Below are 14,552 nucleotides of genomic sequence, written 5' to 3'. Positions count from 1 at the left end.
GCCACAACCCCTCCGGAATTGATGAGCGATACCCCCCTGGATTCTTTCTCGCAGCTGCAGCTTGCAGAACCCCTGTCACGTGCTGTGGCCGACATGGGCTACACCGCCATGACACCCATCCAGGCGCAAGCCATTCCGGTGGTGTTGCAAGGCCGTGACGTGATGGGCGCGGCCCAGACCGGCACCGGCAAGACGGCAGCTTTCTCGCTGCCCTTGCTGCAACGCATGCTCAAGCATGAAAACGCCTCCACCTCGCCCGCCCGCCACCCGGTGCGCGCCCTGGTGCTCTTGCCCACGCGCGAGCTGGCCGACCAGGTGGCCCAGGCCGTCAAGTCGTATGCCAAGCACACCAACCTGCGCAGCGCCGTGGTGTTTGGCGGCATGGACATGAAACCGCAAACGCTGGAGCTGAAAAAAGGCGTGGAGATTCTGGTCGCCACCCCAGGCCGCCTGCTGGACCACATCGAAGCAAAGAACGCGGTACTGAACCAGGTGGAATACGTGGTGCTGGACGAAGCCGACCGCATGCTCGACATCGGTTTCTTGCCCGACCTGCAGCGCATCCTGAGCTACCTGCCCAAGCAGCGCACCACCTTGCTGTTTTCGGCCACGTTCTCGCCCGAAATCAAGCGTCTGGCCAGCAGCTACCTGCAAGACCCGGTCACCATCGAAGTGGCCCGCTCCAATGCCACCGCCTCCACGGTGGAGCAGCATTTCTACAGCGTCAACGCCGACGACAAGCGCCGTGCCCTGCACCAGGTGCTCAAATCGCGCGGCATGAAGCAGGCCTTTGTGTTTGTGAACAGCAAGCTGGGCTGCGCCCGCCTGGCCCGCTCGCTGGAAAAAGAAGGCCTGAAAACCACCGCCCTACACGGTGATAAAAGCCAGGACGAGCGCCTGAAAGCCCTGGACGCGTTCAAAAAGGGCGAAGTGGACTTGTTGGTGTGTACCGATGTGGCCGCGCGCGGCCTGGACATCAAGGACGTGCCTGCGGTGTTCAACTTTGACGTGCCATTCAATGCCGAAGACTATGTGCACCGCATTGGCCGTACCGGCCGTGCCGGTGCATCGGGCTTGGCGGTGAGCTTTGTGGCGGGCAGCGATGCACGCCTGGTGGCCGATATCGAGAAGCTGATCAAGACCAAGATCGAACTCGAAGCCATGGAATTCGAAGAAGACACCCCCAAGATCCGCGAACAAGGCCGTATCAACGACGGTCGCCGCGCCTGGGGTGGTGATGATCCGCGCGATGTGATCGATGCGCCGCGCCCCCCACAACATAACGTGCGTCCCCAGCGCCACAGTGCGCCGCGCGATCCGTTCTTTGACAAGCCCTACGAAGCACCTACGGCCACTACCGTAGCTCCCAACTGGGAAGCGGCGGCCAAGCACGCTACCGTGCGAGGCATTTCCGCCAACATCAAGCCCAAGCGCAAAGTCGCGGCTTTGTTCAAGGCCGTTGCCCAGCCGGTGGCAGCTTAACTTCCTGGGCGCTGCGCCTGCTCGCAGCGCACCTGGATGAGTTCGTTGGCGGCCGGGCTGGCCCCGATCTTCAGCGCGCTCAGCGATCCACCCCATACACAGCCGGTGTCCAGCGACAGCAGGTCGCTGCGTCCCAGCCAACCCAGCGTGGACCAATGGCCAAAAGCCACGGCCATGTGGGCGGTCTGTCGGCCCGGCACATCAAACCAGGGCATGTAGCCCTCGGGGCGGGTGCCCGCGCCTTCCTTGCTGTCGAATTCCATCACGCCGTCGGCGGTGCAAAAGCGCAGCCGTGTCAGGGCATTCACGATCACCCGCAGCCGGTCCGCGCCCTGCAAGGCCTCGCTCCACTGCGCCGGGGTGTTGCCGTACATCTGGCCTAGAAACGCGGCCAGGTTGGGGCCGCGCAACACCGCCTCCACTTCACCTGCCAGCGCCATGGTCTGGGCCGCGCTCCAGCTGGGCAGCACTCCGGCGTGCACCATCAGGATGTCCTGGCCCTCCAGCGTCTCGCGCAGGGCCAGGCGCTGGTGGCGTAGCCAGTCGAGCAGCGCGGCGCGGTCTGGGGCCTGCAGGATGCCTTGCAGCGTGTCCAGGCGGTGGGTGGGGCGGATGCCATGGGCGGCGGCCAGCAAATGCAGGTCGTGGTTGCCCAGCAGGCAGCGGGCGGCATCGCCATAGCCCATCAGGCGGCGCAGCACTTCTAAAGAAGACGGGCCGCGGTTCACCAGGTCGCCCAAAAAATACAGGGTGTCGCGGCTGGGCGAGAAGTCCAGCCGGTCCAAAAGCCGTTGCAGCGGACTATCGCAGCCCTGCAAATCCCCAATCAAGTAAAGTGCCATGTGTTCATTTTGTTTGAAGATCCATGGATTTATTGCTGATTTTGCTGTTGACCTTGCTCAACGGCGTGTTTTCGATGTCAGAGCTGGCGCTGGCTTCCAGCCGCAAGGCGCGGTTGACGGCCATGGCCGAGTCGGGGGACAAGGGGGCCAGGGCGGCCCTGGTGTTGCTGGAAAACCCCACGCAGTTTCTGTCGTCGGTGCAGGTGGGCATCACCTCGATCGGCATGGTCAACGGTATTTTGGGCGAGGCCGCTTTCAGCGACGGCGTGTCGGCCTGGGTGCAGAGTTTCGGTGTCGCCGTGGGGGCCGCCGATGTGACCGCCACGGTGGTGGTGGTCACGGTGATCACCTTCATCACCATCGTATTTGGCGAGCTGGTGCCCAAGCGCATTGGCCAGTTGTACCCCGAGCTGGTGGCGCGCCATGTGTCGCGCCCCATGACCTATGTGGCCTCGGGGGCCAAACCCTTTGTGCGCCTGCTATCGGTCAGCACCCACGCGGTGCTGAAGCTGCTGCGTATCGACAACGCGGCCGGTCGTGCCGTTACCGAAGAAGAAATTGTGGCCAGCCTGGAGGAGGGCGTGGACGCAGGCGTGATCGAGGAGCACGAGCACCAGATGGTGCAAAACGTGTTCCGGCTCGACGAGCGCCCTCTGACCTCGCTGATGGTGCCGCGCACCGACGTGGAATGGATGGATGCCTCGCACACCGTGGCGCAGTGCCTGCAAAAGGCCAGCAGCAGCGCGGCCAAGGGCTCGCACTCCTGGTACCCGGTGTGCCGGGGGTCGCTGGACGATGTGGTCGGCGTGATCAGCGTGGGCCGCCTGCTGGAGCTGGGGCCTGACTTGCCCGGCCCGGTGGAGGCGCATGCATTGCCCGCCGCGTTTTTGCCCGAGACCCTGAGCGGCATGGAGCTGCTGGAGCAGTTTCGCGAAAAAGCCGGCCGCATGGTGTTTGTGGTGGACGAGTACGGTGTGGTGCAGGGCCTGATGACCCCGCGGGACCTGCTGGAGGCCATCACCGGCGAGCTGCAGCCCGGTGCGCAGACGGATGCCTGGGCCACCGAGCGCGAAGACGGCTCCTGGCTGCTGGACGGGCTGATGCCGGTCAACGAGCTCAAGTCGCGCCTGGACATCAAAGACCTGCCCGAAGAAGACCGGGGCCGCTACAACACCGTGGCCGGCCTGCTGATGTCGGTGTCGGGCCGCATGCTGGCCACGGCCGAGCGCATCGAGTGCGCAGGCTGGGTGTTTGAGGTGGTGGACCTGGACGGCAAGCGCATCGACAAAGTGCTGGCCTCGCCGCTGGCCGTAGCGGATTAGGTTTTTGCCTGGCGCAGCCGGGCCAGCTGCTCGTCTTCCATCTGGCGGCGTTTTTGCTGCTGCTTGAGCAGCTCTTCGGCGCGCAGGGCTTCGATTTCTTCGGCGGTTAGCGCCTTGTCAAACGTCAGCTCCATGCCGCCCGCCGTGGCGGGCTCGCCCCGGGCGCTCTTGAGCTTCATGTTCAGGCGCAGCTCGTTGGTGGAGTCGGCGTTGCGCAGGGCTTCCTCGTAGGAGATCTGGCCGTCGTTGTACAGCTCGAACAGCGCCCAGTCGAAGGTGCGCATGCCCAGTTCGCGCGATTTTTCCATCAGCGCCTTGAGGTCGCCAAACTGGCCTTTGAAGATACGGTCGGCCACCAGCGGGGTGTTGAGCAAAATCTCTACCGCCGCACGGCGGCCCTTGCCGTCTTCGGTGCGTACCAGCCGCTGCGACACAATGGCGCGCAGATTGGCCGACAAGTCCATCAGCAGCTGGTTGCGCCGCTCTTCGGGGAAGAAGTTGATGATGCGGTCCAGCGCCTGGTTGGCACTGTTGGCGTGCAGCGTGGCCAGGCACAGGTGGCCGGTTTCGGCGAAGGCAATCGCGTGCTCCATGGTCTGCGGGTCGCGGATTTCGCCGATCAAGATCACGTCCGGGGCCTGGCGCAGGGTGTTCTTCAGCGCGTGGTGCCAGGAATGCGTGTCCACCCCCACCTCGCGGTGGCTCACCAGCGACATCTTGGAGGTGTGTACGTACTCCACCGGGTCTTCCACGGTGATGATGTGGCCGCCTGAGCTGCTGTTGCGGTGGTCGATCATGGCCGCCAACGATGTGGACTTGCCCGAGCCCGTGCCGCCCACCACCAGCACCAGCCCGCGCTTGTGCATGATGACTTCCTTCAGCACCGGCGGCAGCGCCAACGTGGCAAAGCTGGGAATCTCGGCCGCAATGGTGCGGATCACCATGCTGACGTTTTGCTGCTGCACAAACACATTCACCCGAAACCGCGCCACGCCCGGCAGTGCCATGGCGAAGTTGCACTCCATTTCCTTGGCGAACTCGGCGTTTTGCCGCTCGTTCATCAGCGACTGGGCCAGCATGCGGGTGACATCGCCGCTGAGCTTTTGGGCGGACAGCGCCTTCATCTCGCCGTGCGCCTTCATGCTGGGCGCGAAGTCGCTGGCGATGAACAGGTCCGAGCCGCCCGCCTGGTGCATTGCCGCCAGCAGCTTGTGCATGTAGCTGCGGGCCTGGTCTTCGGTAAGTGCGGACATGGCGGACCTCTATGCTACATTTTAAATAGCTGCTCACGCTTAAGGAATAAGCGCTGGCAGTCCATTTTGTATAAATTTACGCTACCACTACCGCAGCGCCTTCGCCGCGTGCGCCGATCACGCCGATCTGGTAAACAGCCTCGCCCAGGCCACGCAGAGTGGCTGCGGTGGCGGCAGCGTTCGCCGCGTCCACCACCACCACCATGCCAATGCCGTTGTTGAAGGTGCGGTTCATCTCGAAGTCGTCGATACCGGCGGTGGTTTGCAGCCAGGCAAACAGCTCGGTCTGGGGCCAGCTGCCCTTGACCAGGTGCGCTGCCGTGCCTTCGGGCAGCACGCGGGGGATGTTCTCCAGCAGGCCGCCGCCGGTGATGTGGGCCAGGGCCTTGATGGGGTGCTCGGCCAGCGCGGCCAGCACGTTTTTCACGTACAGGCGGGTGGGCTCCATCAGGGCTTGCTTGAAGGGCTTGCCGTCCAGCGTGGCCGGGGCTGCGTCACCGGCGCGCTCGATGCACTTGCGCACCAGGCTGAAGCCGTTGGAGTGCACGCCGCTGCTGGCCAGGCCGAGCACCACGTCGCCGGGCTGGATGTCGCGGCCCGTCAGGATCTTGGATTTTTCGACCGCGCCCACGGCAAAACCGGCCAGGTCGTACTCGCCCGCAGGGTACATGCCGGGCATTTCTGCGGTTTCGCCGCCAATCAGCGCGCAGCCGCTCAGTTCGCAGCCCTTGGCGATGCCGCCCACCACGGCCGCGGCGGTGTCCACGTCCAGCTTGCCGCAGGCAAAGTAGTCCAGGAAAAACAGCGGCTCGGCACCTTGCACCAGCACGTCGTTGACGCTCATGGCCACCAGGTCGATGCCCACGGTGTCGTGCATGTTCCACTCAAACGCCAGGCGCAGCTTGGTGCCCACGCCGTCGGTGCCGCTCACCAGCACCGGCTCTTTGTAGCGCTTGGGCACTTCAAACAGCGCGCCAAAGCCGCCAATGCCCGCCAGCACGCCTTCGCGCATGGTCTTTTTGGCCAAAGGTTTGATGCGTTCGACCAGCGCGTCGCCTGCGTCGATGTCGACCCCTGCGTCTTTGTAGGAGAGGGGGGCGGTGTGGGAAGAAGTCATGGTCGGTGCGTTCACGCGGGGTGAATCAAGAGGTGGAGGGCGGTAAAACCGCCCAGATATCAGGGCCAGCGGGATTTGCCCGCGTAGCCCTCTACAATTTGCACGGATTTTAAGGGCAGGCGGCATGCCGCCGAATTGGCCCGAATCTCTGTTTTCATTCCACACTGAGCCCCACACCCTCCATCCGATGCAATTTACCTCTACCCAACGGCGCGCCCTGGCCTGGTTCTCGATCGCCGTGGTGGCCGTGCTGGCCCTGTGGCTGCTGGGGCCGGTGCTGACCCCGTTTGTGGTGGCTGCCGTGCTGGCCTACATGCTCACGCCGCTGGTAGACCGGCTCGACAGCCTGTGCCGGGGCCGCGTGCCGCGCGCGCTGGCGGTGGCCGTGGTGGAGCTGCTGTTCATCGTGGTGATGCTGGCCATCCTGCTGCTGATCGTGCCCATCCTGGTCAAGGAAGCGCCCTTGATGCGCGAGCAGCTGCCCTTGCTGCTGGACGGCCTGGCCAACTGGCTCAAGCCCCTGCTGGCCCAGCTGGGTGTGAAGGTGGCGCTCGATCCGGTCAGCATCAAGGCTTTTGTGTTCAAGTACCTCAACGCGAATGTGGAAGACGCGCTGGGCTCATTGGTGTCGTCGGTGCGGCTGGGTGGTAGCGTGGCCATGGCGGTGCTGGGCAACCTGGTGCTGATTCCGGTGGCGCTGTTTTACCTGCTGATGGACTGGGACCGCTTCATCGCCCAGCTGGTATCGCTGGTACCCACCCGCGTGCGCCCGGGTTTTGACAGCTTTGTGGCCGAGGCCGACGAGGTGCTGGGCCAGTACCTGCGCGGCCAGTTGCTGGTGATGCTGATCATGGCGGCGTTCTACGCCATCGGCCTGTCGCTGTTCGGGCTGGATCTGGGCCTGCCCATCGGCCTGTTTACCGGGCTGGCCATGTTTGTGCCGTATCTGGGCTTTGGCGTGGGCTTGGTGCTGGCAGCGCTGGCCGGGCTGCTGCAGTTTGCGTCCATCAAGGCGGTGGTCATGGTGGCGGTGGTGTTTGGCATTGGCCAGTTTGTGGAGAGCCTGTTTCTCACGCCCCGGCTGGTGGGTGAGCGCATCGGCCTGCACCCGCTGGCGGTGATTTTTGCCCTGCTGGCCTTTGGCCAGGTGTTTGGCTTTGTGGGTATTTTGGTAGCGCTGCCCGCCAGCGCCGTGCTGTTGGTGGCCATACGCCGCATCCGCGACAGCTACCTGGCCAGCAGGCTGTACCAGGGATAGGTCAGGATGCAGCAACTGGTACTCGATATCGGCCTGGGCACCAGCCCCACGCTGGCCAACTTCTTTGGTGGCCCCAACGCGGCGGCGCTGCAGCATGTGCAGCAGGCCGTGGTGGCTACCGGTCGCCCGCTGCAAACCTACCTGTGGGGCGGCCCCGCCACCGGCAAAACCCATATGCTGCGCGCCGTGCGCGAGGCCTACCGCATGCAGGCCGCGCGCGTGGGCTGGATGGACCCCAGCGTCTACGAGCCACCCGAATTCGACGACGCCTGGGCGGCGGTGCTGCTGGACGACGTGCACCTGTACAACCCCGCGCAGCAGCACATGGCCTTCAAGTGGTTTGTCAACGCGCAAACCTGTAGCTGCTGGGTGCTGGGCGCGGGCGACGTGCCGCCGGCCGACCTGCAACTGCGTGAAGACCTGCGCACCCGCCTGGGTGGTGGCAATGTGTTTGCCCTGCAACTGCTCAGCGAAGCCGAGCTGCGCACCGTGCTGGGCCAGGAGGCGCAGGCCCGTGGCGTGGCGCTGAGCGCCGAGGTGGTGGACTACCTGCTGCGCCGCTTCAGCCGCGACCTGGGCAGCCTGATGCAGCTGCTGGAACACCTGGACCGCTACGCCCTGCAAACCCAGCGCGCCATCACCATCCCTTTGGTTAAATCCATGCTGGAAACAATCTGAAAGTGACCCCCATGAAACTGGCCCTGTTCGACCTCGACCACACCTTGCTGCCCCTGGACTCCGACTACGCCTGGGGCGACTACACCGCCACCATCGGCTGGGCCGACCCGGTGGCCTTCAAGCAGCGCAACGACTACTTCTACGCCCACTACAAGGCCGGCACGCTTGACATTGCCGAGTACGTGCTGTTTGCCACCGAAGCCGCGCGCAAGCATGGTGCTGCAAAATCCATAGCTGCCCACGCCGATTTCATGCGCACGGTGATCCTGCCGGCCATACAACCCGTGGCGCGCGATCTGCTCAAACAGCACCAGGACGCGGGCGACCAGATCATCATCGTCACCGCCACCAACACCTTCGTCACCCGCCCCATCGCCGATGCCCTGGGCGTGGCCGAGCTCATCGCGGTCGACCTGGAGCACGGTGCCGATGGCTGGATGACCGGCCAGATCCAGGGCGTGCCGTCGTTCCGCGAAGGCAAGATCACCCGCGTCGAGAACTGGCTGGCCGCACGGGGCTTAAGCTGGCACGACGTGGACGCCACCTTCTACTCCGACTCCATCAACGACCTGGCCCTGCTCGAAAAAGTGCAGCACCCGGTGGCCACCAATCCCGATGCGCCCCTGCGCGCCATCGCCACCCAGCGCGGCTGGCGCATACTGGACCTGTTTACTGAGCAACCATGATCAAGACCTTCATCGACAAAATACTCGGCAAAAAGCCTGCCGCCAAAACGCCCAAGTTTGGCAAACGCGTCGAAATCCCCGTCTCCGAGCACGGCATCAACCCCAACCTGGTCGACGAGCGCGCCCTCAACGTGGTCAGCACCCTGCAGCAGGCCGGTTTTGAGGCCTACATCGTCGGCGGTGCAGTGCGCGACCTGCTGGTCGGCCTGCGGCCCAAAGACTTCGACGTGGCCACCAACGCCACGCCCGAGCAGGTCAAAGGCCTGTTTCGCCGCGCCTTCATCATCGGGCGGCGCTTTCGCATCGTCCACGTGGTCTATGGCCGGGGCCGCGAGAACGAAGTCATCGAAGTCTCCACCTTCCGCGCCTACATGGACAACGCCGCCGCCGAGCAGGTTGCGGGCAACGAGCGCACCAGCAAGAGCGAGCTGGCCAACATGAAGCACGCGGTGGACTCCAGTGGCCGCGTTCTGCGCGACAACGTCTGGGGCCCGCAGGAAGAAGACGCGGTGCGCCGCGACTTCACCATCAACGCCATGTACTACGACCCCCAGAGCCAGATCGTGGTGGACTACCACGGTGGCCTGAAGGACAGCAAAAACAAAGTCATCCGCATGATTGGCGACCCCGCCACCCGCTACCGCGAAGACCCGGTGCGCATCATCCGCGCCGTGCGCTTCTCCGCCAAGCTGGGCCCGCTGGGCTTCGCACTTGAGCCCAAAACCGCCGCCCCGCTGGTGAATTCGCAAAAGCTGCTGGCCGACGTGCCGCAAAGCCGTTTGTTTGACGAAATGCTCAAGCTGCTGCAAACCGGCCACGCCGTGGCCACCATCGCCCAGCTGCGCAAGCTCGGCATGGCCACCGGCATCTACCCGCTGCTGGATGTGGTGGTGGAGCGCGCCGACCAGCCCTTTGTGCTGGCCGCCCTGCAAGACACCGACCGCCGCGTGGGCGAGGGCAAACCGGTCGCGCCCAGCTTCCTGCTGGCCTGCGTGCTGTGGGCCGACGTGCGCGACGGCTGGGCCGCCCGCTCGGGCCAGCAGCCCTCGTTTGCGGCGCTGCAAGACGCGGTGGAAGACGTGTTCAACGCCCGCATCGGCGACGTCTCAGGCCGGGGCCGCCTGGCCGGGGACATGCGCGAAACCTGGCTCATGCAACCCCGCTTCGAGAAACGCGTGGGCAGCGGCCCCTACGGCATGATCGACCAGCCGCGCTTCCGCGCCGCTTTCGACTTCATGCGCCTGCGCGCCGATGCCGGAGAAGTCGACCAGCTGATCGCCGACTGGTGGCAAGAGTTCACCACCGGCAGCGACGACCAGCGCGAAGACCTGCTGGCCCAGGCCCGCGAAGAGCAGGCCCGCCGCCAGAAGCCGGTGCGCGTGCCCCGCGTGGTGCCCGTGGCCAGTGCCGGTGCTACTGCAGACGCGGCGCCCCAGACCGATCCCGACGCCGCCCCCAAAAAACGCCGCCGCCGCCGCAAGCCCGGCGGTGCTGGTGCCGCACCAGGCTCCGATGCCTGAGCCGGTGACTGCCTACATCGCCCTGGGTGCCAACCTGGGCGATGCCGCCAGCACCGTGCGCAAGGCCATGGACAGCATCCACGCCTTGCCCGGCACCCAAGTGGTGCACCGGTCTGCGCTGTACCTCACCACGCCCATCGACTCCGACGGGCCCGACTACGTCAACGCTGTTGTAGAGGTTTTAACCACCCTGTGCCCGCCACACCTGCTGGAGCAGCTGCAAAATGTAGAGCGCTCAGCAGGTCGCAAACGCCCCTACCGCAACGCGCCGCGCACGCTGGATCTGGACATTTTGTTGTTTGGCAGCGGGCAGGTCAGCAGCCCGGCATTGACCATCCCCCATCCGCGCATGCAGGAGCGGGCCTTTGTGCTGCGGCCCCTGGCTGAGATCGCACCACAGCACGTCAGCGCCAAACAGCTCAGGGCGGTGCGGGAGCAGGTGGTGGAGAAGCTATAAGAAAAATAGGCCGCTAGCGCTTATTCCATAAGCGCGAGCAGCTATTAAACCTGTAGCGTACGTCTTCAGTACGCTTTTTTGTCGTTCAAAACCACCAGCACGGTTTTCACGATGATCCACAGGTCAAACCCCAGCGACCAGTTGCGCAGGTACTCCAGGTCGTACTCGATGCGCTTTTCCATTTTGTCGATGGTGTCCGTCTCGCCGCGGTAGCCGCTGACCTGCGCCCAGCCGGTAATGCCAGGCTTTACCTTGTGCCGCACCATGTAGCCCTTGACCAGCTTGCGGTAGGTCTCGTTGTGCGCCACCGCATGCGGGCGCGGCCCCACGATGCTCATGCGGCCTTGCAGCACGTTGAGGAACTGCGGCAGCTCATCCAGCGACGTCTTGCGCAAAATATTGCCCAAGGGGGTGATGCGGCTGTCGTTCTTGGTCGCCTGCTTGACGACAGCACCGTTGTCTTCGGTGGTCATCGAGCGAAACTTGTAGACCAAAATCTCTTTGCCATCCAGCCCGTAGCGGCGCTGTTTGAAGATGATCGGGCCGGGCGAAGTGAGTTTGACCGCCAGGGCCAGCAGCAGAAAAATCGGCGCACCCAGCAGCAACACCAGCAGCGAAATCACAATGTCGGAGGCACGCTTCACCAGTCCGCTGGTGCCGTTGAACGGGGTTTCGCACACCGCCATCACAGGCATGGGGCCTACATTCGTCAGCCGCCCCTGGATCAGGTCGGTCATGAAGATGTCGGGCACAAAATAGATCGATGCCGTGGTGTCCTTCAGATCGTCCAGCACGCTCAAAATGCGGGGCTGCGAAGCCATGGGCAGCGCCAAATAGATGGCCTCCACATCGGTTTCTTTCATGTAGTCAGCCAAGTCGGCCATGCGTCCCAGCATCGGTACGCTGCCGAGCTCGCTCAAACGTTCTGAATTACGGTCGTCAAAAAACCCCAATACCTGGGTGTTCAGGTAGGGGTTGGATTCAAACTCCCGCAATAAGCGAAGTCCGACTTCATTCACACCTGTGATCACCACTTTTCGCTGTTGACCGCTCTTGGCAATTGCTTTGGGCATGGCCCAGCGCAGAAAAAAGTGGCTGCCAATTTGCACAAACGGCGTGACGATGGCCCAAGCAACCAACACCGGTCGGGTAAACGTCTGCGCATAGCCGGTGGCAAGGCCAAAGCCGCCCAGAATCACCAAAAACACCAGCCAATTGGTCAATAACTTACGCACCATGCGCCGCGGGATTTCATGGAAACCAACGTTGCCGGGGAACGATAAAGAAAACGTGATCACGCCCAAGATGAGATAGCGCGCCGAAGGCGGGTGCGCAAACCACGCCAGGCAGGCTGCCAACGTGGCCATTGCAATCAATGGATCGAGAAATGCCTCAATGGCGCTGGTTAGCGTAAAGCTCGGGCGTAAGAAATTTTTGTGTTTGTCAAGAGCGTTGATCATGGGCAAGTAGAAAAACAAAGCCTTTTAGTGAAATGTATGCACAAATGTAGCGATATCTGCGCTTCGCATGTGTTCAAAAGTTGTATGCCATGTCGGTATTTTTTACATTTCAGCCATCTTAGCGTGGCCAGACGTAAGTGTAAAAAATATTGTTGCAATGCAACATATTGTTTTGATTGGGCATTTTTTGGCAAATTAAGGGTTTACCATCGGTTGGGCATGGATGTTGCTGATTGCTTTTCATCCAAATTTAACGCTGGAGTTTTTTATGGCCAACCTGATCAAAATCATCGCGAGTTTCGTGCTTTGCCTTGCATCGGCATCAGGTGCCTGGGCAGCGACAGCGGTCAATGCAACGGCGCACCAGTCTGTTTTGTCGGCAGGTTTGGGGATTGCGAAGGACACGGCTGGAATGGATGCACTTGTAGATTCTCTACAAGGCGGGAGCATGGTGAAGGTGTCCTTGTCCTCTCCGCTACTGCGTAGCCGTACCGACGACAAAGCGGCTTTCTCGGCACCTGCTGCGATGGATCGCACCGAAGAGGCTACTGAGGTTGATCTGCGTATGTTGATAGCGGGGCTGGTGCTTGTCGGTGTGATTGCTCTGCGGCGAATGTCTTAAGAGTTTTTGGTTTCAATTTTTACTTTTCTTACAGCGAGCAGGCAACGCCCCGGGTTGGTGCTTCGCCGGTGCCCAGGACACTCGGGCTTCTTTCGGGTCTTTTGGAGTCTGCGGCACGGGCCTTTGTACTTTGCCAAACCTCTGTGCCTTAGGCCTCGCACTCTCTCCGGTTTAAGCTGTTTTCTGTGCTTGCATCCACAGAGATCTGTGTTTTTGCGGCGTTGCAAAAGCGTGTCTGGAATCTTGATGGTCATGGCACAGTGCCAAAATGGTGCGTAGTTTGTTGGGCGGTGTGGCCATTGCGGCAATTGCTGAATGTTTTGGAATTTGACTAAAGGGCGTCTGTTATGAAGATCACGGTCATTGGTACCGGCTATGTGGGCCTTGTGTCGGGCGCTTGTCTGGCCGACGTGGGCAACGACGTGTTGTGCCTGGATGTAGACCCGACCAAGATCAAGATCCTGGAAGAAGGCGGTATCCCTATCCACGAACCTGGCCTGCAGGAAGTCGTGCGGCGCAACGTCGAGGCGGGGCGGCTGTCGTTCACCACCGATACCCAGCGCGCGGCCCAATTTGGTGCCATCCAGTTCATCGCCGTAGGCACCCCCCCCGACGAAGACGGCTCCGCCGATCTCAAATATGTATTGGCTGCGGCGCGCAACATCGGCAAGCACATGGACGGCTACCGCGTGGTGGTCGACAAATCCACCGTACCCGTGGGCACCGCAGACAAGGTCCGCGCAGCGATACAGGCTGAGTTGGCCGCCCGCGACAGCGGCCTTGATTTCAGCGTGGTGTCCAACCCCGAGTTTTTGAAGGAAGGCGCCGCCATTGAAGACTTCATGCGCCCGGACCGTATTGTGGTCGGCGCGGATGACGACAAGGCCATTGGCCTCATGCGCCAGCTCTACGGACCTTTTCAGCGCAACCACGAAAAGCTGGTCCTCATGGATGTTCGCTCGGCAGAGCTCACCAAATATGCGGCCAACGCCATGCTGGCCACGCGCATCAGCTTCATGAACGAGTTGGCCAATCTGGCCGAAGCCCTGGGGGCCGATATTGAATTGGTGCGCATGGGCATCGGAAGTGACCCGCGTATTGGCAGCCACTTTCTCTACTCGGGCTGCGGCTACGGTGGCTCCTGTTTCCCGAAAGATGTCAAGGCGCTGATCAAAACCGCCGGCCAGCATGGCAATGTCTTGCGCGTTTTGAGCGCTGTAGAAGAAGCCAACGATGCGCAAAAGCATGTGCTGGTCCAAAAAATAATCCAGCGCTTTGGTGAAGACCTGTCGGGTCGGCGCTTTGCGCTGTGGGGTTTGGCTTTCAAGCCCAATACCGACGACATGCGCGACGCCCCCAGCCGGGTTGTGGTGGCCGAGTTGTTGCGTCGCGGTGCCACCGTCACCGCCTACGACCCTGTGGCCATGACCGAAGCGGAGCGCATTTTTGGCGATGAGCCGCGCCTGAGCTTCGCAGGCCGCCCCAAAAGCGCTCTGGATGGTGCCGATGCCCTGGTCATCGTGACGGAGTGGAAAGAATTCCGCAGCCCCGATTTCGATGCCATCAAGAGCCGTATGCGCCAACCCGTGGTGTTTGATGGGCGCAATTTGTACGACCCGGCCTTGGTAAGAGACCTGGGTATTGAGTATTTCAGTATCGGCCGGGCATGAGCGGGCGCGAGATTATTTGTTACGCAAAGGTTCCGACGCAGTCATTGTGCAGTGCAGCAAAGTAAGCTAAAGTTCTCAGAAAGTGCCAAAACTGTTACCAAGAGCGCAAAAGGAATATTAATTTTTGCATTTTGTCTGTCGTCAAATATTCCAAGGTGTGATAGCCATTTTGGGGGAAACCAGGG

13 protein-coding genes are annotated in these 14,552 nt (G+C 62.3%); 9 read left to right on the top strand and 4 right to left on the bottom strand.

The window, feature by feature from the left end; genetic code table 11:
• Positions 1–21: 21 nt before the first annotated feature.
• Positions 22–1,482, top strand: coding sequence for a DEAD/DEAH box helicase (locus AC097O_RS06050; protein WP_479591943.1), 1,461 nt, complete (start codon positions 22–24; stop codon positions 1,480–1,482).
• Here AC097O_RS06050 and AC097O_RS06045 read toward each other — a convergent pair.
• Positions 1,479–2,324 (bottom strand): symmetrical bis(5'-nucleosyl)-tetraphosphatase, encoded by an 846-nt coding sequence (locus AC097O_RS06045; protein ID WP_479591942.1) that lies wholly within the window; start codon positions 2,322–2,324, stop codon positions 1,479–1,481. The two genes, AC097O_RS06050 and AC097O_RS06045, sit on opposite strands and share 4 nt — an antisense overlap.
• A gap of 23 nt (positions 2,325–2,347) precedes the next feature.
• On the opposite strand from AC097O_RS06045, the gene AC097O_RS06040 reads away from it, so the two are divergent.
• On the top strand, positions 2,348–3,646 hold the full coding sequence (locus AC097O_RS06040; protein ID WP_479591941.1) for a hemolysin family protein: 1,299 nt from the start codon (positions 2,348–2,350) through the stop codon (positions 3,644–3,646).
• Here AC097O_RS06040 and AC097O_RS06035 read toward each other — a convergent pair.
• Positions 3,643–4,899: a PilT/PilU family type 4a pilus ATPase gene (locus tag AC097O_RS06035; RefSeq protein ID WP_479591940.1), complete on the bottom strand. Its 1,257-nt coding sequence runs from the start codon at positions 4,897–4,899 to the stop codon at positions 3,643–3,645. The genes AC097O_RS06040 and AC097O_RS06035 overlap by 4 nt on opposite strands.
• A gap of 76 nt (positions 4,900–4,975) precedes the next feature.
• Positions 4,976–6,016 (bottom strand): phosphoribosylformylglycinamidine cyclo-ligase, encoded by a 1,041-nt coding sequence (gene purM, locus AC097O_RS06030; RefSeq protein WP_479591939.1) that lies wholly within the window; start codon positions 6,014–6,016, stop codon positions 4,976–4,978.
• Positions 6,017–6,203: 187 nt separating this feature from the next.
• On the opposite strand from purM, the gene AC097O_RS06025 reads away from it, so the two are divergent.
• From AC097O_RS06025 to folK, 5 genes are read left to right on the top strand one after another with little or no spacing between them, the layout of a single operon-like run.
• Positions 6,204–7,274 (top strand): AI-2E family transporter, encoded by a 1,071-nt coding sequence (locus AC097O_RS06025; protein WP_479591938.1) that lies wholly within the window; start codon positions 6,204–6,206, stop codon positions 7,272–7,274.
• Positions 7,275–7,280: 6 nt separating this feature from the next.
• Positions 7,281–7,952: a DnaA regulatory inactivator Hda gene (gene hda / locus AC097O_RS06020; RefSeq protein ID WP_479589437.1), complete on the top strand. Its 672-nt coding sequence runs from the start codon at positions 7,281–7,283 to the stop codon at positions 7,950–7,952.
• 11 nt (positions 7,953–7,963) lie between these two features.
• Positions 7,964–8,638 (top strand): histidinol-phosphatase, encoded by a 675-nt coding sequence (locus tag AC097O_RS06015; protein WP_479591937.1) that lies wholly within the window; start codon positions 7,964–7,966, stop codon positions 8,636–8,638.
• Positions 8,635–10,158 carry a polynucleotide adenylyltransferase PcnB gene (pcnB, locus tag AC097O_RS06010; RefSeq protein ID WP_479591936.1) on the top strand — a complete coding sequence of 508 codons (1,524 nt, stop codon included), beginning with the start codon at positions 8,635–8,637 and terminating at the stop codon, positions 10,156–10,158. Before AC097O_RS06015 ends, pcnB begins: the two co-directional genes overlap by 4 nt.
• Before the next feature lie 4 nt (positions 10,159–10,162).
• Positions 10,163–10,615 carry a 2-amino-4-hydroxy-6-hydroxymethyldihydropteridine diphosphokinase gene (gene folK / locus AC097O_RS06005; RefSeq protein ID WP_479591935.1) on the top strand — a complete coding sequence of 151 codons (453 nt, stop codon included), beginning with the start codon at positions 10,163–10,165 and terminating at the stop codon, positions 10,613–10,615.
• 65 nt (positions 10,616–10,680) lie between these two features.
• Here the strand turns inward: folK and AC097O_RS06000 are convergent, their stop codons facing one another.
• On the bottom strand, positions 10,681–11,982 hold the full coding sequence (locus AC097O_RS06000) for an undecaprenyl-phosphate glucose phosphotransferase (protein ID WP_479591934.1): 1,302 nt from the start codon (positions 11,980–11,982) through the stop codon (positions 10,681–10,683).
• A 316-nt stretch (positions 11,983–12,298) separates the two neighbouring features.
• On the opposite strand from AC097O_RS06000, the gene AC097O_RS05995 reads away from it, so the two are divergent.
• Both AC097O_RS05995 and AC097O_RS05990 read left to right on the top strand, forming a co-directional pair.
• Complete coding sequence (locus tag AC097O_RS05995; protein ID WP_479591933.1) at positions 12,299–12,697, top strand: hypothetical protein; 399 nt, start codon at positions 12,299–12,301, stop codon at positions 12,695–12,697.
• A gap of 347 nt (positions 12,698–13,044) precedes the next feature.
• Positions 13,045–14,367 (top strand): UDP-glucose dehydrogenase family protein, encoded by a 1,323-nt coding sequence (locus tag AC097O_RS05990; RefSeq protein ID WP_479591932.1) that lies wholly within the window; start codon positions 13,045–13,047, stop codon positions 14,365–14,367.
• Positions 14,368–14,552: the final 185 nt, after the last annotated feature.

The sequence above is a fragment of the Rhodoferax sp. LS1P39 genome (assembly GCF_056521425.1).
This window is presented reverse-complemented; position numbering and strand designations above follow the sequence as displayed.